Annotated in this window: 14 protein-coding genes; 2 read left to right on the top strand and 12 right to left on the bottom strand. The window is 71.9% G+C overall.

Annotated elements, in window-relative coordinates:
• Positions 1 to 51: 51 nt before the first annotated feature.
• From pntB to ASG23_RS03170, 4 genes are all read right to left on the bottom strand, one after another.
• Positions 52 to 1434: a Re/Si-specific NAD(P)(+) transhydrogenase subunit beta gene (pntB, locus tag ASG23_RS03185; protein WP_056019897.1), complete on the bottom strand. Its 1383-nt coding sequence runs from the start codon at positions 1432 to 1434 to the stop codon at positions 52 to 54.
• A 4-nt stretch (positions 1435 to 1438) separates the two neighbouring features.
• On the bottom strand, positions 1439 to 2992 hold the full coding sequence (locus tag ASG23_RS03180) for a Re/Si-specific NAD(P)(+) transhydrogenase subunit alpha (RefSeq protein ID WP_056019894.1): 1554 nt from the start codon (positions 2990 to 2992) through the stop codon (positions 1439 to 1441).
• 139 nt (positions 2993 to 3131) lie between these two features.
• The gene (locus tag ASG23_RS03175; RefSeq protein ID WP_235520826.1) at positions 3132 to 3764 is read right to left on the bottom strand and encodes a MazG family protein; all 633 of its coding nucleotides are present in this window, start codon (positions 3762 to 3764) and stop codon (positions 3132 to 3134) included.
• Complete coding sequence (locus ASG23_RS03170) at positions 3761 to 4375, bottom strand: hypothetical protein (protein WP_157465500.1); 615 nt, start codon at positions 4373 to 4375, stop codon at positions 3761 to 3763. Before ASG23_RS03170 ends, ASG23_RS03175 begins: the two co-directional genes overlap by 4 nt.
• A 198-nt stretch (positions 4376 to 4573) precedes the next feature.
• On the opposite strand from ASG23_RS03170, the gene ASG23_RS03165 reads away from it, so the two are divergent.
• A complete protein-coding gene (locus ASG23_RS03165) occupies positions 4574 to 5737 on the top strand; it encodes an acyltransferase family protein (protein WP_056019888.1) in 1164 nt (387 codons plus the stop codon).
• A 3-nt stretch (positions 5738 to 5740) separates the two neighbouring features.
• Here the strand turns inward: ASG23_RS03165 and mfd are convergent, their stop codons facing one another.
• The 3 genes from mfd to ASG23_RS03150 form a co-directional block, all read right to left on the bottom strand.
• The gene (gene mfd / locus ASG23_RS03160; protein ID WP_056019885.1) at positions 5741 to 9406 is read right to left on the bottom strand and encodes a transcription-repair coupling factor; all 3666 of its coding nucleotides are present in this window, start codon (positions 9404 to 9406) and stop codon (positions 5741 to 5743) included.
• Between the two features lie 109 nt (positions 9407 to 9515).
• Complete coding sequence (locus ASG23_RS03155) at positions 9516 to 11012, bottom strand: glycosyltransferase family 39 protein (RefSeq protein WP_056019883.1); 1497 nt, start codon at positions 11010 to 11012, stop codon at positions 9516 to 9518.
• The gene (locus tag ASG23_RS03150; protein ID WP_056019880.1) at positions 11009 to 12151 is read right to left on the bottom strand and encodes a glycosyltransferase; all 1143 of its coding nucleotides are present in this window, start codon (positions 12149 to 12151) and stop codon (positions 11009 to 11011) included. Before ASG23_RS03150 ends, ASG23_RS03155 begins: the two co-directional genes overlap by 4 nt.
• A 250-nt stretch (positions 12152 to 12401) precedes the next feature.
• Here ASG23_RS03150 and ASG23_RS03145 point away from each other — a divergent pair, with 250 nt between their 5' ends.
• Complete coding sequence (locus ASG23_RS03145; RefSeq protein ID WP_056019877.1) at positions 12402 to 12842, top strand: adenylyltransferase/cytidyltransferase family protein; 441 nt, start codon at positions 12402 to 12404, stop codon at positions 12840 to 12842.
• An 11-nt stretch (positions 12843 to 12853) separates the two neighbouring features.
• Here the strand turns inward: ASG23_RS03145 and ASG23_RS03140 are convergent, their stop codons facing one another.
• The 5 genes from ASG23_RS03140 to ASG23_RS03120 form a co-directional block, all read right to left on the bottom strand.
• Positions 12854 to 13603, bottom strand: coding sequence for a CDP-alcohol phosphatidyltransferase family protein (locus ASG23_RS03140; RefSeq protein WP_082515713.1), 750 nt, complete (start codon positions 13601 to 13603; stop codon positions 12854 to 12856).
• The gene (locus ASG23_RS03135) at positions 13600 to 14754 is read right to left on the bottom strand and encodes a glycosyltransferase family 4 protein (protein WP_162242653.1); all 1155 of its coding nucleotides are present in this window, start codon (positions 14752 to 14754) and stop codon (positions 13600 to 13602) included. Before ASG23_RS03135 ends, ASG23_RS03140 begins: the two co-directional genes overlap by 4 nt.
• A 49-nt stretch (positions 14755 to 14803) precedes the next feature.
• Positions 14804 to 15937, bottom strand: a complete 1134-nt coding sequence (locus tag ASG23_RS03130; protein WP_056019868.1) for a DUF1972 domain-containing protein — start codon at positions 15935 to 15937, stop codon at positions 14804 to 14806.
• A 206-nt stretch (positions 15938 to 16143) separates the two neighbouring features.
• Positions 16144 to 19677 (bottom strand): PKD domain-containing protein, encoded by a 3534-nt coding sequence (locus ASG23_RS20780; RefSeq protein WP_082515711.1) that lies wholly within the window; start codon positions 19675 to 19677, stop codon positions 16144 to 16146.
• Between the two features lie 41 nt (positions 19678 to 19718).
• Complete coding sequence (locus ASG23_RS03120) at positions 19719 to 25256, bottom strand: alkaline phosphatase (protein WP_056019861.1); 5538 nt, start codon at positions 25254 to 25256, stop codon at positions 19719 to 19721.
• Positions 25257 to 25263: the final 7 nt, after the last annotated feature.

Below are 25263 nucleotides of genomic sequence, written 5' to 3'. Positions count from 1 at the left end.
CACCCTAGTGGGGTCCCCAGCCGGGCGTCCCGGGCCCTTCGACCCGTGGACTCAGAGCGCCAGCATGATGTGCTCGACCTGGTCCTTCGCGTCCCCGAACAGCATCGAGGTGTTGTCGCGGAAGAACAGCGGGTTCTGCACCCCCGCGTAGCCGGTGGCCATCGACCGCTTGAACACGATCACGCGCGCGGCCTTCCACACCTCGAGGACCGGCATGCCGGCGATCGGGGAGGACGGGTCGTCGAGCGCGGCCGGGTTGACGGTGTCGTTGGCGCCGATGACGAGCACGACGTCGGTGTCCGAGAGGTCGCCGTTGATCTCGTCCATCTCGAGCACGATGTCGTACGGCACCTTGGCCTCGGCGAGCAACACGTTCATGTGCCCCGGCAGGCGGCCCGCGACGGGGTGGACCCCGAACCGGACCTCGACGCCGCGGGCGCGCAGCTTGGCCACGAGCTCCGCGACGGGGTACTGCGCCTTGGCGACGGCCATCCCGTACCCGGGCGTGATGACGACTCGCCGGGCGTCCAGCAGCAGCTCCGCGGCCTCCGGCGGCTTGATCTCGTGGTACTCGCCGAGCTCGACGTCGGAGGCCACCACGGTCCCGCCCGCAGCGCCGTACCCGCCGAGGATGACGCTGATGAAGGAGCGGTTCATGGCCGTGCACATGAGGTAGCTGAGGATCGCACCGGAGGAGCCGACCAGCGCGCCTGTGACGATGAGCAGGTCGTTGCTGAGCATGAAGCCCGCCGCGGCGGCCGCCCACCCGGAGTAGGAGTTGAGCATCGAGACGACGACAGGCATGTCGCCCCCGCCGATGGAGGCCACCAGGTGCCAGCCGAGCAGCAACGCGACGACGGTCATGAGCAGCAGCGGCAGCACCCCGCCGGTTCCGAGGAACCAGACCAGAAGCGCCCCGGAGACAACGACCATCGCGAGGTTCAGCCAGTTGCGGCCGGGCAGCATCAGGGGCGCGGAGCTGATCTTCGTGGCCAGCTTCAGGTACGCGACGATCGAGCCGGTGAACGTCACGGCGCCGATGAGCACCCCGAGGAACACCTCGACCAGGTGCGCCGGGTCGGACGGCTCGGTGAGGAACGAGTTGTAGCCGACGAGCACCGCCGCGAGCCCGACGAACGAGTGCAGGATGGCGATGAGCTCGGGCATCTGCGTCATCTCGACGCGACGGGCCTGCCAGGTCCCGACGGTCGAGCCGACCAGGAACACGACGAGGATCAGAGTCGCGGTGACCTCGACCGGCCGCTCGGAGCCCTCCAGGGCGAGCGCGACGGTCGCGACGAGGGCGAGCGCCATGCCCACCATGCCCGCGACGTTGCCGCGGCGGGCGGTCTCCTGCTTGGAGAGCCCGGCGAGGCTGAGGATGAACAGGACGGCGGCGGCGAGGTAGACAGCCTGGGCCACGGAGGTCAGCACGGGGTCAGGCGTCCTTCCGGAACATGCGGATCATGCGGTTCGCGACGAGGAATCCCCCGAACACGTTGATGCTGGCCACCGACGCGGCGATGACCGCGAGCACGGTCACCAGCCAGCTGTCGTCGCCGATCTGCAGCAGCGCGCCGACCAGGATGATCCCCGAGATGGCGTTGGTCTGGGCCATCAGAGGCGTGTGCAGGGAGTGGCTGACGTTGGAGATCACGTAGTAGCCGACGATCACGGCCAGCACGAACACCGTGAAGTGCCCGAGGAAGGCGGCCGGCGCGAACGAGATCGCGAACAGCACGGCGACGGCCAGCAGGGCGAGGACCACCGACCGTCGCTGCCGTCGACGGGCCTTGTCCGCGAGCGCTGCCGCCTCGGAGGCCGCGCGCTCCTCCGCGGACGGTCCGGCGGCCGCGACCGGCGCGGCGGAGACCTGCACCGGCGGTGGCGGCCACAGCACCTCGCCGTCGTGCGTCACCGCCATCCCGCGCTGCACGGGGTCGTCGAGGTCGAGCACCAGCTGCCCGTCCTTGCCGGGGGTGAGCAGCTGGAGCAGGTGCACGATGTTGGTGCCGAACAGCTGGGACGTGTGCTGCGGCATCCGGCTGGTCAGGTCGGTGTAGCCGACGACCGTCACGCCGTTGTCCGTCACCACGGAGGCACCCGGCACGGTCAGCTCGCAGTTGCCGCCACCCGAGGCAGCGAGGTCGATGATCACGCTGCCGGGCCGCATCCCGGCGACCATCGCCGCGGTGATCGTCGTCGGCGCGAGCCCTCGCACGAGCGCGGTCGTGATGACGATGTCCGCGTCGGCCGACTCGGCGGCGTACATCTGCTGGGTCAGCAGCTCCTGCTCCTGCGTCAGCGCGCTGGCATATCCGTCGGAGCTGACCGCCTGCTGAGCGGCTTCTGCCTGGACGAACGTCGCACCCATCGACTCGATCTGCTCGCCGACCTCGGGCCGGACGTCGAACGCACGGACGCGGGCGCCCATGCTGCCGGCCGCCCCGATCGCGGCGAGACCGGCCACCCCGGCGCCGATGACGAACACGCGGGCCGGCGGGGTCTTGCCCGCCGCGGTGACCTGTCCGGTGAACATGCCGCCGTAGACCTCGGCGGCCTCGACGACCGCGCGGTAGCCGGCGACGTTCGACATGGTGCTCAGCACGTCGAGGGCCTGCGCCCGGGAGATGCGCGGCACCGCGTCGAGCGCGAGCGCGGTCACGCCGCGGGCGTGCAGGTCCTCGACGAGCTCGGGGCTGGAGGCGGGCGAGAGCATCGCGACGAGCGTGGCGCCCGGGCGCAGCGAGGCGACCTCGGCATCCGTCGGCGGGTTCACCTTGGCGACGACGTCGCTCAGCCAGACGTCGGCAGCGTCCCCGACCGCAGCGCCCGCCGCCTCGTACGCCTCGGTGCGGAACGTCGCGGCATCACCTGCGCCGCGCTCGACGACCACCTCGTAGCCGAGGCCGACCAGCTGGCCGACCGTCTTCGGCGTCGCGGCGACGAGCCGTTCGCCGGGGCGGCTCTCGATGGGGATGCCGATGCGCATCGCTGCGTTCCTCCGTGCTCAAGGTGGTCGAGGTGGTGGTCGTGGGTGGGCTCATCATGGCGGGCACGCGCAGGCTACGGGCTCGGACGGGTCCCCGGCAAGCGCTTTCCTTCCGCGGCCCGGAGGATTCGCCAATCTCTCATGTACCGGCCGCGCTCTCCGTCGCCCGCAGGTCCTGCTCCCAGGCGGCCGCCGTCCGCCGCAGCGCGCCCTCGGCGTCGACGCCGGCTGCGTCCGCCTCCAGGACCAGCGCGAGCAGCCGCTCCCCCAGGCCGTCCCCGGCAGGAGCCTGCGTCGCGAGCCCGGCCCGTCCCGCGCGTCCGGCGACCTTCTGCGCCCGCGCGAGCGCGCCCAGCGCGAGCGGCACGCCGTCGAGCGCCGACGCGCGCTGCTTCTCCGCGTTCTTCAGCCGGTCCCACTGCACGTGCACGTCACCCTCGGGCGCCTCGTCCTTGAACACATGAGGATGCCGTCGTACCAGCTTGGCGACGAGGTCGGCGGCCACGTCGTCGACATCGAACGGGTCGGTCGGATGCTCGGTGGCGATCCGCGCGTGGAACACCACCTGGAGCAGCAGGTCCCCCAGCTCCTCGCGCAGGCCGTCCCGGTCCCCCGCCTCGATCGCCTCCGCCAGCTCGTGCGCCTCCTCGAGGGCGTACGGCACCAGCGACTCGTGCGTCTGCTGGGCGTCCCACGGGCAGCCGCCCGGCGAGCGCAACCGGTCCATCACGCGCACGAGCGCGCGCAGCGAGTCCGGCTGCGAGTCCGTCACGACGCCGAGGGCGTCGGCGCTGGGGCCGGCTCCGTGCTGCCGTCGTCAGCGGGCGAGCCGGCCTGGGGGACGACGATCCACGGAGCCGGGGTGGGCGCGGCGATCTGGTTGCCGTCCTCCAGCGAGCCGAACCGCGGGTTCACCTCGACGTCCAGGCCGCGCAGCCGGGCGTCGATCTCGTCGCCGATGCCCGCCGCGTCGGGGAGGTCCTGCAGCTTGCTGTAGGCGATCGAGTACCGGGCCACTGCGAGCGAGGGCTCCGTGAACGTGGCAGTGGCGCCCGCGACCTTCTGCTGGACGACCTGGTCCAGCAGCGCCTCGGCCTCCTCGTCGGAGACCCCGACACCCTGCTCCTCGGCCAGCTCGACGACCGTCGGCTCCTGTACCAGCACGGAGAGCACGTTCGTCGTCGTCACGCCCTCGAACCACGGCATGAGCTCGGTCAGGGCCGCCTCGACGTCGGAGGTGGGGACCGCCGCGCCGTCGACCACCGCCGCCGCCCCGGGCTCTCCGGTGCACCCCGCCAGACCGGCCGTCGTCGTCAGTGCGACCAGCAGACCTGCGGTCCGCACCGCCTTGCCCCGCACAGCCCTACGCCACTGCACCGCCACCGCCGGACCTCCTGCGTCGTCGCTCGTCGATCGTGGGTCATCGTAGGGCCCTTGGCCGTGCGCACGGGTGAACGGGTGAACGGGTGAATCTCCCGCTCCCCGCCCCCGGGCCTCGATCGGACGGGCGGCCCGCCGGTACGATCCGTCCCATTCGCGGCGTTTGCACCGGGGGTCGCGGCAATCCCGAGGAGGCCAGGCGTGACGAGCGCACCGTCTACGGCCTCGAGCCTGGGTGTCTCGTCGCACGGCCGCTACGAGCACATCGACGCGCTGCGGGCGCTCGCGGTCATGCTGGTGGTCGTCGCGCACGCCGGGCTCGGCGGCGTGGTGCCCGGCGGCAGCGGTGTGACCATCTTCTTCGCCATCTCCGGCTTCATCATCACGCACGTCCTGCTGGTGGAGCGCGAGCGGACCGGCCGGTTCTCTCTGTCGGACTTCTACCTCCGGCGCCTCTTCAAGCTCGCTCCGCCGTTCCTCCTGATCATCGCGATCCCCACACTGGTGTACGCGGTGTGGCGTCCGATCGACTGGGCCGCGTTCGCGTCGCAGATCTTCTTTGCGTTCAACTGGGTCTATATCCATGGCGTGCCCGAGGTGCTGCCGGGCTCCACGGTGGTGTGGAGCCTCGCGATCGAGGAGCAGTTCTACATCGCCTTCGCGCTGATCTGGCTCGGCGCGGCCCTGCTGCGCCGGCGGCTGGCGTTCCTCGCCCTCCTGGCGTCGGCCACGGTCGTCGGGGCGCTCGTCCTGCGGATCGCCCTGGTCGCCGGCAGCACACCGGAGCTCGCGCACCGCCGCATCTACTACGGCACCGACACCCGCGCAGACGGGATCGCGTGCGGCATCCTCGCCGCGGTCGTCTTCGCGCTCCTGCGCAGCCATCGCATCGACGCGCGCCTCCGGGCCGCGGTCGGCAGCACCTGGGTGCCCGTGCTCGCCGGCGGCCTGTACCTCGCCTCGCTCGCCATCCGGGAGCCGTGGTTCCGCGAGACGTTCCGTTACACGATCCAGGCTGGCGCGACCGCGATGGTCATCCTCTACGGGCTGGAGCGCCAGGACGGGCGGTTCCGGCAGGTGTTCGGTGCGTTCGCCGGGGCGCGGCCCGTGCAGGTGATCGGGCTGGCCAGCTACAGCATCTACCTCGTCCACCTCGTCGCCGGGCACGCGCTGCGCCCGCTGACGGCGGACTTGCCGTTCACGGCGCGCTTCCTGGTGACCGCCACCGTCGGTGTCGCGCTCGGCATCGCGATCTGGCACGTCGTGGAGCGGCCGGTCGAGGCGTTCAAGGCCGCGCTCATGAAGCGCCGGCGAGCCGCACGGATCACGGCACCGGCCGAACCCGCCATCCCTGCCGCCCCCTGAGGCCTACCGGCCGGTCCCCACAGTCGCAGCGGCCCCCACGTCCCCGCGCACGACCGCGTCGATGAACTGCCGCGCCCAGAGCATGACCTCGCGACCCTGCACGGGCTTGCCACCCAACCGCGCCGTCATCGGCCACGGCACGAGGACGGTCCGCGTGGTCGGCTTGAGCACGGCGCCCGGGTACAGTCGCTTGAGCCGCAGCTGCGCGGACTCGGGCAGGTCGACGGGTGCGAACCGGACGAACTTGCCCTGCGCCGTGACGTCGGACAGCCCGGACGTGCGCACGTGCTGACGGAACTCGGCCACCTCGAACAGGTTGTCGACCGCCGCAGGCACCGCGCCGTACCGGTCCACGAGCTCGGACCGGACCTCCCCGAGCGCCGCCGAGTCGACCGACGCCGCGATCTTGCGGTAAGCCTCGAGCCGCAGGCGCTCGTGCGCGATGTAGTCGTGCGGGATGTGCGCGTCGACTGGCAGCTCGATGGTGACGTCGGGCAGCTCCTCCTCGACGTCGCCGCGGAAGTTGGCCACCGCCTCGCCGACCATGCGGATGTAGAGGTCGAAGCCGACGCCCTCGATGTGCCCCGACTGCTCGCCGCCCAGCAGGTTGCCCGCGCCGCGGATCTCCAGGTCCTTCATCGCGACGGCCATGCCGGCCCCGAGGTCGGTGTTGGCGGCGATCGTCTGCAGCCGGTCGTGCGCGGTCTCCGTGAGCGGCTTCTCCGGCGGGTACAGGAAGTAGGAGTACGCGCGCTCGCGCCCCCGACCGACGCGCCCGCGCAGCTGGTGCAGCTGCGAGAGGCCGAGCAGGTCCGCGCGCTCGAGGATGAGCGTGTTGGCGTTGGAGATGTCCAGGCCGGTCTCGACGATCGTCGTGCACACCAGGACGTCGAACCGCTTCTCCCAGAAGTCGACGATGACCTGCTCGAGCTGGTGCTCGTTCATCTTCCCGTGCGCCACCGCGACCCGGGCCTCGGGCACCAGCTCCATGAGCCGCGACGCGGTCCGCTCGATCGAGTCGACCTTGTTGTGGACGTAGAACACCTGGCCCTCGCGCAGCAGCTCGCGCCGGATGGCCGCGCTGATCTGCTTCTCGTCGTACGCGCCGACGAACGTCAGGACGGGGTGCCGCTCCTCGGGCGGGGTGGCGAGAGTCGACATCTCGCGGATGCCGGTCACGGCCATCTCCAGCGTGCGCGGGATCGGGGTCGCGCTCATCGCCAGCACGTCGACGTTGGTGCGCAGCGCCTTGAGCGTCTCCTTGTGCTCGACGCCGAACCGCTGCTCCTCGTCGATCACCACCAGGCCGAGGTCCTTGAACCGCACCTCGCCCGTGATGAGCCGGTGGGTGCCGATGACGACGTCGACCGTGCCGTCGGACAGCCCGGCGACGACCTCCTTCGACTCCTTCGGCGACTGGAACCGGCTCAGCGCCTTCACCGTCACCGGGAACGCGCTGTACCGCTCGCTGAACGTGTCCAGGTGCTGCTGGACGAGGAGCGTCGTCGGCACCAGGATCGCCACCTGCTTGCCGTCCTGGACCGCCTTGAACGCGGCACGCACCGCGATCTCGGTCTTTCCGTAGCCGACGTCCCCGCAGACCAGCCGGTCCATCGGGATCGGCTTCTCCATGTCCGCCTTGACCTCGTCGATCGTCGCCGCCTGGTCGGGTGTCTCGACGTACGCGAACGCGTCCTCGAGCTCGCGCTGCCACGGGGTGTCCGGGCCGAACGCGTGCCCTGCGGTCGCCATTCGCGCCGAGTAGAGCCGGATGAGCTCCGCGGCGATCTCCTTGACGGCCTTCTTGGCGCGGCCCTTCGTCTTGGCCCAGTCGCCGCCGCCCATCTTGGACAGCGACGGCGCCTCGCCGCCCACGTACTTGGTGACCTGGTCCAGCTGGTCGCTGGGCACGTACAACCGGTCCCCCGGCTGCCCCCGCTTGCTCGACGCGTACTCGATCACCAGGTACTCGCGCGTCGCCGCGGTCGCGCCGGCGCCGATGGTCCGCTGCACCAGCTCCACGAACCGCCCGACCCCGTGCTGCTCGTGCACCACGTAGTCGTGGGGGCGCAGCTGGAGCGGGTCGACGACGTTGCGGCGCCGGCTCGGCATCTTGCGCATGTCCCGCGTCGACGTCCCCGCTCGACCGGTCAGGTCCGACTCGGAGAACACGGCGAGGTGCAGCGGCTCGGCGACGAAGCCGGGACCGACGGGGGCGGGCACGACGAGCACCACGCCGCCCTCGGGCTCGTCGGTGATCGTGCCCACCAGCCGCGCGGGAACCTCCGCGGCCCGCAGCTGTTCGACCATGCGCTGCGCAGGGCCGTGCCCCTCGGTGGCGAGCACCAGGCGCCAGCCCGCCTGCTGGAGCACCCGCACGTCGGCGACGGCGCGCGCGACCTCCCCGCGGTAGCGCTCGACGTCCCGCGCCGCGATCACGAGCGTCTGCGCGGTCGCGGCCAGGTCGTCGGCCATGCGACTCTCGTGCGGCGCCAGGTTCCGTGCCGCGGTGTGACCGGTGCCCGTGGCGCCCTCGTAGAAGTCGTCCGGCTTCGCCGCCTCCGCGGCGTCGACGTCCAAGGAGAACGGCGACAGCGTCCACCAGCCCAGCCCGCGCACGGCTGCGAGCGCGCGGATCTCCGCGAACGACGCGAAGCTCGCCGCGGACAGGTCCAGCGGTGTCGCCGCACCGGCCGCCGCGGACGTCCACGCGGCCTCGAGGAACTCCTGGGTGGTGGCCACCAGGTCGTGCGCGCGCCGACGCACCCGCTCCGGGTCCACCAGCACGAGCAGGCTGTCGTCGGCCACCAGGTCGAGCACCGGGACCATCGACTCCACCAGCGCGGGCGCCAGCGACTCCATCCCCTCGACCGCGATGCCGTTGGCCAGCTTGTCCAGCATGTCGACCGCACCCGGCAGCTGCGGGATCAGCTCCGTGGCGCGCGCCCGGACGGCGTCCGTGAGCAGGATCTCCCGGCACGGCGGCGCCCACACGCCGTGGTCGGCCACCTCGAGGCTGCGCTGGTCCGCGATGGAGAACCAGCGGATCTCCTCGACGTCCTCGCCCCACAGCTCGACGCGCAGCGGGTGGTCCTCCGTCGGCGGGAACACGTCGATGATCCCGCCGCGCACCGCGAACTCGCCTCGCTTCTCCACCATGTCGACCCGCGTGTACGCCGCGGCGACCAGCTTCTCCGCGAGGTCCGCCAGGTCCACACGGTCCCCCGTGCTGATCGCGACGGGCGCCAGCTCCCCGAGGCCCTCGACCACCGGCTGCAGCAGCGCCCGCACCGGCATGACGAGCACCCGCACCGGACCGGCGTGCCCCTCGGTCTCCGGGTGCGCGAGGCGGCGGAACACCGCCAGACGACGGGCCACCGTGTCGCTGCGCGGCGACAGCCTCTCGTGCGGCAGCGTCTCCCAGGACGGCAGCACCGCGACGTCGTCCGCCGGTACGTAGCACCGGATCGCGGCAGCCAGCTCGTCCGCGTCCCGGCCGGTGGCGGTGACCACGACGAGCGGGCGGCCCGACGCCAAGGCGGCGAGCAGCGGCGGGCGCACGCCCGCAGGGCCGACGACGTCGAGCTCACCGCGAGCGCGGACGGACTCGAGGGCGGCAGCGGCGGCCGGGTCGGCGAGCATGGCGGGCAGGAGGCCGGTGAGGTCCATGAGGTCCTTCGTGGATCGACGTGCGCAGCGCGAACGCCCCGGATCCGCTGGAGCCGGGGTGCACGGGAAGTCTACGTCCGGGGTCCGACAACGCGTCGGGCCGGTGGTCTCAGGAGGCGGGCGGTGTGAGCAGCCGCACCTGCGTGGTGGGCCCGGACCAGACGACCTCGCCGGTGAACCCCTCCGACTCCAGCCAGCGCAGGGCCTCCTGCGACGGCTCGCCGTCCGTCGACAGCACCCAGACCCGCGTCGCCGCACCGAGCTCGTCGCCGAGCTCGGTCACCGGGCGCCCTCGTTCCCAGAGGCTGTCGGTGGTCGTGACGTCGGCCCCGTGCCCGATGTCGTCGAGCCCGGCGAACTCCTGCGGGTAGCCGTCCGACGCCCGGCGCGGCGACCGCGATTCGTCCTCGGGGACGAACACCACGGCGTCGCCTGCCTCGTGGTCCGCCGCGACGAACCGTGCGGCGGCCGACCAGTCAGCGCCGTCCTTGCCGAACTCGGAGCGCTGGGCCGCGTACAGCGGCGCGGCCAGCGCCGTGAGCGCCACGACCGCGGCAACCTGCGCCCAGCGCCGACGCAGCGCCTCCAGGCCCGCACCGACCAGCAGGGCGATCGCCGGGACGCAGTACCGCAGGTAGCGCGGGATCCACAGGGGGGTGGCGACGACGGACACCGCCAGCACGACCAGGGTCGGCACCACGGCCCAGGGCAGCGTGGCCTGCACCAGCGAGACGGGGCGTGAGGCCCACGCACTGGCAGCCCAGCGCGGCGCCACGAGCACCGCGGCGACCAGGAGCACGACCGCCCCGGTGAGCCACCAGGACCCGTCGAACCACTGCCGGGTCAGCACCGCGGGCACGGAGTCGAGCCCTGGCCGGTCGATCCACTCGACCTGGTACCGCTGACGGGCGCCGACGAGCACCGCGGGAGCCATAATGACGAGCGCGCCGGCCGAGGCGAACAGCCACGGGCGCAGGACCGTCCGCTCGACGCGCGCCCACACGAGGGTGATGCCGTGCGCGAGAACGAGCACGAGCGACTGCACGAACAGCAGGCCGGAGACCCCGATCAGGACCGCGTACGCCCACCACGGAGCCCGCCCGTGCAGCGCCCGGAGCAGGACCACCGAGGCCCACGTGGTCGCGGCGGTGACGAACGCGTAGCTGCGCGCCTCCGCGCCCATCCACGTGGTCGCCGGGAGCACCGCGAGCACGCAGCCGGAGAGGATCCCCGTGGCGCGGGTGCCCAGGTCGTTGCCGAGCACCACGACCCCGGCGGCCACCACGCCCATCGCCAGCGCGCTCGGGACACGCAGGCTCAGCGGGGACGTGCCGAACACGTCGGCCCACAGGTGCAGCACCGTGTAGTACGTCCCGTGGACCGCGTCGACGTGGCCGAGGAGCGCCGCCATCTCGGACCAGGAGCGGCCGACGGCGCTGACAGTCGCGACCTCGTCGAGCCACAGCGACGGGATCCACGCGCCAGCCACACCGAGCACGACGACCACCGAGGCGAGCACGAGCGCGTCCCGAAGGACCCACCGGCGGTCGGTGTCCGCCGCGGCCGTGCTCGGCGGGGTCGAGGTGCCCGCCGCGGTGGTGCTCACCGACGCTCCTCCAGGGCGGGCAGCACGTCGGCCTGTGCACGCCGCGACCGTCGCGACGCCCGCGGCCGGTAGACGACCCGGGCATGGAACGTGAACCGGACCACGAAGGCGACGAGCAAGGTGACCGCCGTCGCGGGCGCGGCCGCGAGGTGGCCCGTGCTCACCAGGAGCGCCAGGAACGGCAGGCGGATCGCGGTCTCCACGTTGTTGAACCCGAACGACTGCGCGAACCGGTGCCACGTCCCACGGCCCTCGTGCCGCAGGTCGCGGAACACGAACCGCTCCTGGAGCAGGAAATTCATGACGATCGTCAGCTCGGCGGCGACGATGGCCGCCCACATGTAGCCGACACCCGCGCGGGTCAGCCCCGCGACGATCGCGATGTTCACGGCTGCGCCGATGCCGCCGATGACCGCGAAGCGCGACATCCGCCCGAAGCGCAGCGAGGCCAGTTGGGCGAAGAACCGCACCCCCTGGGTGAGCGACGCCTTGGACCGCCCCGCGAACCGGCGACCGAACACGAACGGCACCTCGACCACGGACAGCCGGTGCCGCGCGAGGATCTCCAGCAGGATCTTGAAGCCGCGCGGCCGCAGCCGGGACAGGTCGACAGCGTCACGCCGGACTACGAAGAACCCCGTCATCGGGTCCGTGCAGTCCGCGAGACGGACCGGGAACATCGCTCGGGTGACCGTGGTGGAGACCGAGGACACCGCCTGCCGGACCACGTTCGACAGCCCGCTGCTCGCGCCGCCCCGCGTGTACCGGGACGCGACGACGACGTCGGCACCCGACGCCTGCGCGGTCTCCAGGAGCACGGGGACCATGCTCGGCGGGTGCTGGAGGTCGCCGTCCATGACGAGGCACCACGTCGCGGTGCTGGACCGGATGCCGTCCTGCACGGCGCCGGACAGCCCACCGACCGGGTCGTCGCGGTGGATCATCCGGACCGGCAACGAGGCACCGACGCTGACCGCGGTGATGATCTCGGGCGTGTTGTCGGTGGAGTCGTCCACGAACACGATCTCGGCGTCGAGGCCGTCGACCGCCTCGCTCACCTGACGCACCAGCTCGAGGACATTCGGAGCCTCGTTGAACGTCGGGATGATGATGCTCAGGACGGGATCGGTCAGCGTCATGCGCGGACACCTCCCCCTCGGGACCAGACGAGCCGACGTTCCTCGGAGCATAATCACGATCGCGCGTCAATTGTCCGGTTTTGTCACTCTTCACCCGGCGACCGGGCGGGCCGGACGGCGAGGCTCCGGATGCCCGATTTCACCCCGATTCCGCGTGTTCGTGGTGGTTGTGAACGGCTAGGGTCGCATCATCCACGGCGGGCCCGCACGAGCGCCTGCCGACGTCCGACGCCCGCCCGAGAGGACAGCGATGACGATCGGGTACGCCCCCGGCGCCTGGGATCTGTTCCACATCGGGCACCTCAACGTTTTGCGGCATGCCCGCGCGCACTGCGACTACCTGATCGCGGGCGTCGTCGACGACGACATGCTCGAGCTGGCCCGCGGCCGGCGCCCCGTGGTGCCCACGCACGAGCGGGCCGAGATCGTGCAGCACGTGCGGTACGTCGACGAGGTCTACATCGAGCACCAGCCCGACAAGCTCGTCACGTGGAAGGAGTGCCCGTTCGACGTCTTCTTCAAGGGCGACGACTGGCGCGGCACCTCGAAGGGCCGCGAGCTCGAGCGCCGGTTCGCCGAGGTGGGCGTCGAGGTCGTGTACTTCCCGTACACCGTGTCGACGTCGAGCACGATCCTGCGCCGCGCGCTGTCGACCCTCGACGGCACCCAGCCGTTCGCCGTCGCCGACTGAGCGACCAGGCCTCAGCCGCGACGCATCTCGCGGAACCACTTCGGCAAGGCCAGCACCAGGAAGCCCGCGGTCGCGAGGAACAGCAGCGAGTACACCGGGACGAACACGACCGGCCAGCCGACCAGCCCGAGCGCGAGGCACAGCACCCCGTAGTCGGTGGGCAGCACGGCGAGCGAGTAGGCCGTCGAGGAGCTCCCGTCCGCCGCGAGGAACATCCCCTCCTGTCCCCGCGCCGCCCGGCGCAGCTGGTCGGTGAGCGTCATCGCGAAGAAGAAGACGCACGAGACCACCGAGAAGCCCAGCGGCACCAGCAGCCAGGCGTCCGGGACGTCGAGGTAGCGGTACGCGCAGACCAGGACGGCCAGGTGCAGCGACGCCGTCTTGATCGCGTCGATGACGTGATCGAGCCACTCGCCCGCACGCGAACCGCTCCCTTGCAGGCGCGCCAGCTGACCGTCGGCGGCGTCCAGCGCGTACCCGAGGACCAGTCCCAGGCCGACCAGCAGCCCCACGACGACCGTGGGTCGCAGCGTCGCGAGCGCACCGATCGCCGCGAACGTGCAGACGGCCGAGAGCGCGGTGACCCCGTTCGGGCTGAGCCCGACGACCTCCGCGCCGGCGGCCAGCCGACGACCGAGCCACCGGTTGACCCACCGCGAATACCCGGGCGCCCCCTTGGACGTCTTCTGTCGCGAGGCCAGCGTCTCCACGTTGCGCCGGTAGCGCTGCAGCGCGGTCTCCCGCTCGTTCACGGTCGTCACCGGACTCCCTCGTTCTCGTGCTGCGGCGCTCGCGTCCCGAGGCCGACCCCGGCGTCGAAGACGCGAGCGAACCGGCGTGCGAACGCCGCCTTGGTGAACATGGTGTCGAACCGGTCGACCGCCCGGCCACCCTGCGCGTGCAGGACGGAGGCGTCGAGCGCATCGAGCGCGGAACGCCAGGCGGCGACGTCCCCGGTGGGCACCAGGGCCCCGGTGCGCCCGTCCTCGACGATGTCGGGCAGCCCGCCCGAGTCGGACGCGAGCACGGCGCGCCCGAGCGCCGCCGCCTCGATCGCGATGGTGGGCAGGGGGTCGGGGCGGACGCTCGGGACCAGAACCACGTCGCTCGCGCAGATCCAGGCGGGGACGTCGTCGCGCGAGCCCAGCACGTGCACCCGGGATGGGTCCGGCAGTGCGGCGACGAGGGCGTCGACGTCGACCGCGGAGCCTGAGGGGGGCGGGGCGCCGAGCACGACGAGGTGCAGGTCCGGCCGGTCCAGACCCGCCCAGGCACGCAACAGCACGTCGTGGCCCTTCCAGGCGTTCCAGCGGCTGGCCACGAGGGCGACCACGTCGTGCGGCCCGACGCCCAGGCCCGTGCGCAGGGTCGCCGCGTCGGCGGCGGAGGCGGCGGGGACGGTGAAGCCGTTGTGCACGACGGCGACGCGGTCGGCGGGCCTCGGCAGCTGGGCGGCGACGGCGTCGCTGACGGCGATCACCGTGCCGCACGCTCGCAGGAACGCGCCGAGCAGCCGGCGCTCCGAGCCCGTCCACGTCTCGTGCACGTGCAGGACAACCCGGGCACCCACCGACCGCGCGAGAGGGGCGACGAGCAGCGACGCCGAGGTGCTCAGGTACACGACGTCGGGCCGGACCCGACGCAGCAGCCGCCACGTCCGCCAGGTGCGGCGCGCCAGGCCGGGCAGCGCACGTGCGCGCAGGTAGTCCCGCCGCAGGATCGGCAGGTCGACGGCGTCGGAGCGGGTCCCCCGTGCGGCGAGCGCCCCCGTCAGGAGGTGCTCGGGGTAGTCCACGTCCCTGGGCAGCAGGACGCGGACCTGCCCGCGCCGCTCCAGGATCTCCGTCACCTCGAGCAGGACGCGGTCCGCGCCGTAGAGCTCGTCGGACGGGTGCACGACGACGATGCGCATCGGGGTGCCTCGGCTCACGTGAGCCGGACGGACGTCGCTGCGCCGGCCGTCATGGTCGGCCGCCCCGGGCACGACGGCCCGACGGGCGGCCACCGGCGGCCCGTCGCGCGGGGAGCTCGGCCGCCAGCTCCTCGTAGCGCCGAGCGACGTCGTCCCACTCGTAGCGCTTGACCTCATGCCGAGCCAGCTCGGCCCGGTCGAGGGCTCCCGGTACGTCGTCCTCGCTGAGCTCGACCAGTCGCGTCACGTCGGCCGCCCTGGAGAAGAACAGGCCGCTGCCCGCGAGCACCTCGCGGTTGAAGTTGACGTCGTAGGCGAGCACCGACGTGCCCGCCCCCATCGCCCGCAGCAGCGACGGGTTGGTCCCGCCGACGGAGTGGCCGTGCAGGTAGGACAGGCTGCCGGCGTAGAGGCCGTCCAGCAGCTCGCTGTCCCAGACCCCGCCGAGCAGCCGGACCCGAGAGTCCGCCAGCGCGTGGATCCGCTCGGTGTACGCCTTGCCGTAGGGCGCCGAGCCGACGACGACGAGCGGCAGGCGCGCCCGCGAGCGGCGGTACCCGTCGACGATCATCTCCACGTGGTTCTCTGGCTCGAACCGTGCGACGACCAGGTGATAGCCGCGGGGCTCGAGGCCCAGCTCGGCGATCCGTGCGAGGGCCCCCGGGCCGGGGGTCCGGGTGCCGTAGGCGATCTGCACGGTCGGCGCGTCGAACTCGTCGCGGTAGTACGTCGCGATGCCCTCCGCGTCGGCGATCAGCGCGTCGGACCACCGGACCGCGGCCGCCTCGGCGGCGCGGTAGTAGCGCCTGCCCGAGGCCGACCACTTCGCGCGCTTCCACTCGAGCCCGTCGACGTGCGTGGCGACCGGCAGGCCGCGGGCCCGCAGCAGCGGGAGGAACGGTGCGTTGGCGGCGTTGTAGACGAACGCCACGTCGACCGTACGAGCGAGCAGGTGCCCGACCGAGAGAGCCGTGTGGGACACGGTCTCCAGGGCGCGGTGGTGCAGGGCGGGCAGGTGGACCAGGTCCATCCCCAGGTACGTGGCAGGGCGCTCGGTCTGCGGCGTGGTGGACCGGCAGTAGACGACGATCTCGTGGCCGCGCTCGACGAGCCGCGAGCCCACCTCTTCGATGCAGGTCTCGAAACCCCCGTACCGCGCGGGAACACCCCGCGTCCCTACCATCGCGATGCGCAACCTTCACCGCCGTCCGTCGTGTCGTCCATGGTCCGCGCCCCCGCCAGCGGCCCCGCAGGGGCGCATTTGCGACGATTCGGACACCCTAGCCGGAGCCGTCAGCACGTCAGGCGCACTCCACCAGACTTCAGCCGCTCGGCGGCGGAACTTCGCCCGCTCGGGCGCACCGGTCCTGGGGCCGGTGCCCCCGGGGGTCACGGGACCGCCGTGATGCGGTACGAGTCGAACCGTGCCACCACCGGCGCGTTCGACGCCGACGACGACAGAAGTGCCGCCAGGCCGGTGTGCCCGGCACCCTGCAGCTCGGCCGTCGCGTCGGTGGCCTGCACCAACCATGCCGACGGCTCGGCCTGGGCGGCGTTCCAGACCTTGGCGCGCAGGGTGGTCGGCGAGGTGCCCACCACCTCGAACGCCGCCGCCAGGACGGTGCCGGCGTTGTAGCTGACACCTGTGGCCGTGACCGAGTCAGAGACAGCTGTCTCGGCGCCGGCGGTGTTGGTCCGGAAGAGCCGGGCGGAGACGCCCCCGCCGGAGGACAGGGCGATCTTCAGCCGGTACTCCCCCGCGCCGTCGACGATCCGACCGCGCACGAGCACCCAGCCGCCCGATCCCGCCGGCCGCTTGTCCAGCGTGACGGTGACCTGCTCGCGCAGCGAGGTGCTCGTGACGCCCGGGAGCCGCGCGCTGACCACGCTGCCCGCCGCCCCCATGCGCATGGCGCCGGTGCCGGAGCCGACGCTCGTGGCGCCCGCGGTCGTCGTCCACGCACCGCCGACGTCCGCGGTGCCGAAGCCGTCCGCGACCGTCCGCTCGAACGCGTCCGCCGCGAGGATCACCGGCCCCGGGGGCGCCACGACGCTGACGGACACCGTCTCGGTGTCCACGCCGCCGCGGTTGTCGGTAACCGTGAGCGTGATCGGGTACGTGCCCGTGGCCAGGTACTGATGGGTGGCGGTCGGCCCCGTGGCCGTGCCCCCGTCGCCGAAGGTCCACTGGTACGTGCTGATCGTGCCGTCGGGGTCGCTCGACCCGCTTCCGTTGACCGAGACGGCGAGGGCGGGCGGACCGGAGACCGCGATCGCTGCCGTCGGGAGCTTGTTCGGCGCCGAGACCACCGCGCTGCCCGACGCCTGATCGGTGCCGCCGTCGTCGTCGACGACCGTGACGGTCACGGCGTACGTACCGGCCGCGACGTAGGGGTGCGTCGTCGTCGGCGTGGTCGTCGTCGACGTCTGACCGTCACCCCAGCTCCACCGGTACTCGGCGATCGTGCCGTCGAGGTCGACCGAGTCCGAGGCGTCGGCCGCGGCCGAGAGCTCACCGCCGGTCACCGTGACCGCAGCTAGCGGCAGCAGGTTGGTGGCCGTGCCGGTGGTGCCGATGCTCAGGTGCCGCTGGATCTCCACCTGGTCGAGCTGGCGCGAGTAGGTCGCGACCTCGTCGATCCGGCCGACGAAGTTCTCCCCCGCGGCGTTCGGCCAGGTGGCCAGGTTGTCGCCACCGATCCGCCAGTACCCGCTGGCCAGCTGCGCGAAGGTCACGTCCGGGTTGGACGCGACGAGCGTGCCGTCGACGTACATCTCCATGCCCCTCATGCCGACGCTGGCCACCACGTGGTGCCACCTGTCGTCGTTGTACGCGGCGGGAGAGGTGATGGCGCGCACGGCGTTCGGGTAGACCCCGAAGTTCAGGCGCCCGTTCGCCCCCATGTAGATGTGGCGGTCGTAGGTGCTGCTGTTGGTCGTGCCCGACGTCGAGCCGAGGCCGACGATCTTGCCCCCGGCACTCGATCCGGTCCGGAACCACGCCTCGACGGAGAACCGCAACGGCCCGGCGATCCGACGGGTGCTGTAGATCCGCGAGGTGCTGGACCCGGTGAACGCCATCGCCGCGTTCGCGTCACCGACCAGGGCGCCCTGCTGCCCGCGCGTGACGCCGTCGGCGACGGTCGCGGTGCCGTAGGACGTCCAGTCCGGAGCGCTGCCGCTGGTCTCGCCGAGCCGCCAGTAGGCGGACGGGTTGTCCCCCAGGACGGCCGTCGCGTAGGCGCCCAGCTGGGCGGTGCCCGAGCCCGTGGTCGTCACGGTCACCGCCGGGGAGACCACCGAGTTGCCGCCGGAGTCCACGGCCTCGACCCGGTACGTGTACGACGTGCCGTTCGCCAGCCCCGAGTCCGTGAACGACAGCCGGGGCAGGTCCCAGAACCGGGACTGGCGCGTCACCTGGTAGACGGGCGTGCTCGAGCTGCCGCGCAGGACGCGGTAGGTGAGCGTGTCGTCGTCGCGGTCCCAGTTGGCCGGCCACGAGACCTGGACGGTGCCCCTGGCGTACGACGCGGCGGTCGGCTGCAGAGCGCTTCCCGAGAGCGACGGACCGACGTCCCGGGGTGCGGTGTCCGGGGTGGCGAACCGGACCAGCCCTTGCTGCGCGCGACCGTTGATCGCCAGGAACTCACCGCCGTACACGATGTAGCGCCCGTTGCCGGTGACGCTGAAAGCCGACTGCTCGAGCCCAGTGAAGGTCCCGCGCGTGAAGGTCGGGAAGAAGCTGCGCAGCTCGGACGCGCCCTGGCCCTCGAGCGAGTAGTAGCCGGACTGGGAGTTCGGCTGGACCTTGCCGACCGCGGACTTCGAGAAGGCGAGGGCCCACTGGAACCGGCGGGGACTGACCTCCGGGTAGCCCCCGAAGTTCGCGCACTGGTGCGGGTGGCCGGCGACGTACACGTGGTCCCTGCCCGGGTTCGCGAAGACCGAGTAGGTGTCGCCGTGGCAGTCCTCGACCCACGCGACGTCGGCGGTCACCGCGTCGGCGGCGAACACCCCCTCGAGGTTGGTGTCGCTGTCCTCCTCGAGCAGGAACCCGAACGACGAGCCGTAGACGAGGTTGCCGTCCGTGCTCAGGCTCGTGATCCCCGCCGCGTACCCGTAGGCGAAGATCTCCGGGTTCACGGTCCACGACGTCGTCGCGCCGTTCGACGTCGCCGCCGCGCCGATGCCTTGCCGGGCGACTCCGTTGATGAAGTCGAACCTGCCGCCGATGTAGAGGGCGGACCCGTTCGGACTGAGCGCGATCGCGTCCACCTGCCGAGGCTGGACCGAGACCCGCCAGGAGGTGATCGCCCCGGTCGACGCGTTGAACGCCGCCACGCGCGGCCGCGACTGTCCCGCGACGGTGTTGAAGTTTCCTGCGATGTACACGACGGAGGCGGTCGCGACGATCGACCGCACGGCCGCGTTCGCGCCGCCGCTGAACGCGGTCACCAGCGCTCCGGTGCTCGCGTTGAGCACCGCGAACCGGTTGCGGGCGACGTTGTTGACGCGGGTGAAGTCGCCGCCGACGTAGATGCGCGTGCCGTCGGGCGACGCCGCGATCGAGTACGCAGGCGCGTCGAGGGTCGGAGCCCACGTGGTGATGAGCGCACCGGTCGTGAGGTTGTACGCGAGGAGGTTGCTCCGGGGCGTCGTCGAGACGCCGGCCGCCGCTCCTGCCGGCCGGGCGGTCGTGAACTCACCGGCCACGAATACGGTGTTGCCGACCACGACCTGGGCCCACGCGACACCATCGATCTGGACGGTGGGGAGCGGGTCGGCCGTCACCGTCGGATCGGCGAAGACGGGTTCGGCGGCCGTGGCGACGCCGGGCGCAGCCACGAGCCCGACGGCGACGATCGTCACGGTTGCAGCGACGGCCGCAGCCCGACGCCACCAGGCCCCCTGCGCTGATCGCATGATGATCTCCTTAGCTGGAGCGGGCTGGCGTGCCCGCCGTGTCACGGGACGGTCGTGACGCCGTACCCGTCGAACCGCACGGTCACCGGGGCGTTCGTCGCGGTGCTGGACAGGAGTGCGAAGAGCCCGGTGTGGCCCGGGACCTGGAGGGCCGCCGTCGTGTCGGTCACGCTGGTCAGCCAGCTCGCGGGCTCCGTCCCCGTGGCCGGCCAGATCTTCGCCCGGACCGTCGTCGGCGAGGTGCCGACGACCTCGAGTGCGACCGTGAGCTGCGTCCCGGCCGTGTAGGTGACCCCCGTAGCCGTCACCGCGCTCCCGATCGCCGTCTCGGCGCCGGTGGCGTTGGTGCGGAACAACCGCACCGAGACGCCGCCACCGGAGGACAGGGCGACCTTCGCGCGGTAGTCGCCCACGCCGTCGATGATCCGGCCGCGCAGCAGCATCCACCCGCCGGAGCCGGCCGGGCGCTTGTCGAGCGAGAACGTGACCGTCTGGCGGTGGGACGCGCTGGCGACCCCGGGGAGCCGGGCACCCGCCGAGCCTCCGGCGGCAGCCAGCACCATGGTGCCCATGCCTCCACCGACACTCGTCGCCGATGCGGTCGCGACCCAGTCGCCACCCTTGTCCGCCGTGCCGAAGCCGCTGGCAACGGTGCGCTCGAACGTGTCCGTCGCGAGCGGCGGCGGTGCCGGGGGCTCGTGGACCGTCGGGGCGTCGCCGGGGGCACCGCCCCAGAACGCGAGAGACGCAGCCCCCACGTCGGTGTTGTCCAGGTAGCTGCCCCGCACCGGGTCGGTGCCCGTCGCCCGACCGCCGAGCGCCGCGGAACCGACACCCATGGCGTAGAACGGCACCAGCTGGTTGGAGTGGCTGTCGGTGTTCCACTGGACCGCCGGCAGGGTGCCCGCGGCGCCCACGATCGGGTTCCGGACCGGGTTCGAGCCAGGGCCCCACAGGTAGCCGGTCTCGTGGTCGGCGGTGACGATCACCAGGGTCTCGTCCCAGCTGGACTCCGCCTCGACCCAGTCGACGACGGCCTGGACCGCGTCGTTGAAGTCGACCTGCTCCTCGACGACGCCCGCGGTGTTGCTCGCGTGCGCCGCGGTGTCGATCGCGCCGCCCTCGATCATCACGAAGAAGCCGTCGGGGTCCTCGTCCAGCACGTTCAGCGCGGCCTTGCTCATCTGGGCGAGGTTCGGCACGTCGGCGTTACGGGTGGTGCTGAACGGCACGCTCGTCGGCACCAGGGCCGAGCGCGCGGCCTGCAGCGTCGAGAACGCGTGCGGGGCACCGAACACGCGCTCCGGCGTGGGACCGGCGGCCAGCGCCTCGAACTGCTCCACGGTGTCGACGACGGTGTACGGCGTCTGCCCGGTGGTGAGCTTGTCCCAGGTCGGCTGGCTGATGTACGTGTGGTCCGGCGTGGCGCGCAGCGCGGCGTTGTCGTCGTACAGCGGGTTGCCCGCCCCGAAGAGCACGTTGGCGTTCGACGCCACCATGTCGTCGGCGATCTGCGTGTAGTTGTCGCGGTCGTCGTCGTGCGCCAGGTAGCTGCCCGGGGTCGCGTCGGACAGGAACTTGGTGGTCACCACACCTGTGGCCTTGTTCACGTCCTGCGCGAGCTCGGCGATGCTGCGGATGTCCTTGCCGGTGGTGTCCTTGCCGACGACCGTGTTCGTGGTCTTGAGCCCGGACGACAGCGCCGTGGCGGAGGCCGACGAGTCCGTCGGGAAGCTCAGCGGTTGCGTGAACGACGACCAGGCGCCGGACGGGCTGTAGGAGCCGCCCGCGGCGAAGTTCGACATCCCCGCCTGGACCGCGAAGTACTGGTACGGCTGCGTGGCGCCCTGCCCGCCGATCTTGGTGAGGTTCGGGCCGTTGGTGATCTTCTGCTGGTACAACGTCTTGCCGGACTGGAACGCGCTGCCCAGGTCGACGGTGTTGTAGCCCATGCCGTCGCCGATGAGCGTGATGATGTTCTTCGGGGTGCCCTGCTGGGCGGCGGGCAGCGTCGGTGTCGGGTCGTCCGGCGGGATCTGAGTCTGGGGCGGGGCTGCCGTCCCCACGGACAGGACCGAGTAGTCGTCGGCCCGGAACGTGACCGGCACGTTGCTCGCCGAGCTGGACAGCAGGTACGCCAGGCCGGTGTGCCCGGCCTCCTGGAGCCCGCTCGTCGAGTCGGTCGTCGTGACCTGCCAGTCGGCCGGCTCGGTGCCGATCCAGACCTTGGCGCTCAGCGTGGTGGGTGTGCCGCCGCTGACCTTCAGCGCGGTCTTGATGACGGACCCGGCCGAGTACGTGAGCCCGGCGAGCGTGGTCGCCGGAGTCAGTACGACCTCGGCACCTGCCGCGGTGGTGCGCACGAAGCTGGTCGTCGCGGTGCCGTTGGACTTCAGGTTCACCTTCAGGCGGTACTCCCCGCCCGGCGTGATGCGGCCACGGGACAGGATCCAGCCACCCGAACCCGACGGACGCTTGTCGACCGTCGTCGAGAGCCGCGTGACCAGGTCGGTGCCGCTCACGCCCGAGAGCCGGGCACTGAACAGTCCGCTGACCGCCGCGATCGTTGCGACGCCCTGTGTGCCGGACACCGAACCCGCACCGGCCGTGGTCGTCCACGCGCCGCCCTGGTCGGCAGAGCCCCACCCGGGCGACACCGTCCTGGTGAACGTGTCGGTGGCGATGAGCACGTCGACCACCGGGGCGATGATCGTCACCGGCGCGGTCGTCGTGGTGGCGACGCCGTCGTCGTCGGTCACGGTCAGCGCGACGGTGTAGATGCCGCTTCCGCCGTAGGCGTGCGAGACCGTGGCACCGCTCGCGGTGGCGCCGTCACCGAAGTTCCAGTCGTAGGCCACGATCGTGCCGTCCGGGTCCGACGACGCGGTCCCGTCGAGCAAGCCCGTCAGCCCGGTCGAGCTCGACGTGATCACCGGGGTCGGTCCCACGTTCGGGTTGGCGACGATCACCTGGTGCGTGAGCGACGTGGAGCCGCCCGCGTTGTCCGTCGCGGTCAGCGTGACGTCGTAGGTCCCCCCGGTCGCGTAGGTGTGCGACGAGGTGACGCCGGTCGACGTGCCGCCGTCGCCCCAGCTCCACGCGTACGACGCGATCGTGCCGTCGAGGTCCGTGGTGGCGGACGCGTCCACGGTCGCGGACAGCTCGCCGCCGTCGACGGCGAACTTGACCACGGGCGGCAGGTTGGGCACTGAGCCGGTCGCGCCGAGCCCGCGGTGCCGCACGACGTCCACGAGGTCGAGCTGGCGGCCGTAGACCGAGACGTCGTCGATGGAGCCGTTGAACGACGAGGCGCCGACGTTGGGCCAACCCCCCAGATTGTCGCCACCGATCCGCCAGTAGCCGTCGTAGGCCTGCGCGAAGGTGACGTTCGGGTCGCTGGCCACGAGTGCGCCGTCGAGGTACAGCTCCATGCCGCGGTAGCCGGTGCTCGCCATGACCTGGTGCCACGCGCCGTCGTTGTAGGCGGCGGGTGACGTGATCAGGCGCGTTGCGTTGGGGTAGACGCCGAAGTTCACACGCCCGTCCGGCCCGAGGTAGACGTGCCGGTCATAGCTGCCGCTGTCGCCGGTCCCCGAAGTGGTGCCGAAGCCGACGATCTTGCCGCCCGCCGTGGACGTCGTCTTGAACCACGCCTCGACCGTGAAGTGCAGCGGCGCGGGCACCCGCACGGTGCTGAACGCGCGAGAGCTCGACGCTCCCGAGAAGCTCATCGCGCGGTTGGAGTCACCGAAGATCGCACCGGCCTCGGACCGGCTCACCCCGCTGCCGACCGTCGCGTTGCTGTACGCCGACCAGTCGAGGGTGGAACCGTTGGGCTCACCGAGCCGCCAGAAGCCTGACGGGTTGTCGGCGAGGACGGCAGCCGTGTACGCGCCCATGGCGCCCGCCAGCGAGCCGGAGGTGGTCGCAGTGACGTTCGGTGAGGTCACTGAGTTGCCGGCGTCGTCGACCGCCACGACCTTGTACGTGTACGACGTGCTGTTGGACAGGCCGGAGTCCGTGAACGACATCCGCGACAGGTCCCAGAACCGCGACGGGCGCGTGGTCGTGTAGACGGGCGTCGAGCCGTTGTTGCGGAACACCTGGTAGGTCAGCTCGCCGTTGTCCCTGTCCCAGTTGGCGGGCCACGAGACCTGCATGGTGCCGGTGGCGCGCGAGGCGGCGGTCGGCTGCGTCGCCGAGCCCGCGAGCACCGGCCCCTGGTCGTTCGGCGCAAGGTCCGGCGTCGCGAAGCGGACGAGCCCCTGCTGTCCAGTGCCGTTGACCCGCAGGAACTCGCCACCGTAGACGACGTACTCGCCACCGCCGGTGACGTTCCACGCCGCCTGGTTCAGTCCGGTGTAGGTGCCGGGCGTGAACACCGGCCAGAACGTCCGCGGCGCCGGGGCACCGAAGCCCTGCAGGTCGTAGTAGCCGCCCTGCGAGTTCGGCTGGACCTGACCCACGGCGGCCTTGGAGAAGGCGAGGGCGTACATGCTCCGGCGCGGGTTGACCTCAGGGAAGCCACCGAAGTTGGCGCACACGTGGGGGTGCCCAGCGACATACACGTGGTCCTTGCCCGGGTTGGCGTACACCGAGTAGCTGTCTCCGTGGCAGTCGCTGACCCAGGCCAGGTCGGCTGTGACCGGGTCCGCGGCGAACGTGCCCTCGAGGTTGGTGTCGCTGTCGTCCTCCAGGAGGAACCCGAAGCCGGTGCCGTAGACGAGGTCGCCGTCGGTGGCCAGGGCTGTGATCCCCGCCGCGAAGCCGTAGGCGAAGATCTCCGGGTTGACGGTCCAGGAACTGATGGCCGCGCTCGTGGTGGACACCGCACCGATGCCCTGCCGCGCGACGCCGTTGATCATGTCGAACCGGCCACCGATGTACAGCGTGGACGCGTCGGGGCTGAGCAGGATCGCGTCGACCTGGCGGGGCTGCACGGACACGCGCCACGTGCGCAGCGCTCCGCTCGTCGCGTCGAACGCCGCGACACGGGGGCGTGACTGGCCGGCCACCGTGTTGAAGTTGCCCGCGATGTACACCGTCGTCGCCGTCGCCACGATGGAGCGCACCGCCGCGTTCGCGCCGCCCGTGAACGCGGTCACCAGTGCACCCGTGGTGGCGTTGAGCACGGCGAACCGGTTGCGGGCCACGTTGTTGACCCGGGTGAAGTCGCCCCCGACGTAGACGCGAGTGCCGTCCGGCGACGCGGCGATCGAGTACGCCGGCCCGTCGAGCACGGGCGCCCAGGTGCTGATCAGCTCACCGGTGGTCACGTCGTACGCGAGCAGGTTGGCGCGGGCCGTCGTATCGACGCCCGCCGCAGCACCTGCCGGCCGCGCCGTGGCGAAGTCGCCGGCCACGTAGACCGTCGTGCCGACGACGAGCTGCGCCCACGCGACGCCGTCGATCTGCACGGTCGGAAGGGCGTCGGTCGTCACCGTCGGGTCGATGGATCCCGAGCTCGACGGCAACGGTTCGTCGGCCCAGGCCGGCGTCCCGAGGCCGAACAGCACGAGCGCGCTGCAGACTGCGGCGGCGACGAGAGCACGGCACGACCGCGCGACAGACGAAGACATCAAGGGG

Source organism: Cellulomonas sp. Leaf395 (assembly GCF_001424125.1).
GTDB lineage: Bacteria > Actinomycetota > Actinomycetes > Actinomycetales > Cellulomonadaceae > Cellulomonas.
Note: the sequence above shows the minus strand (reverse complement) of the source record. Positions and strands in the feature narration are given on the sequence as shown.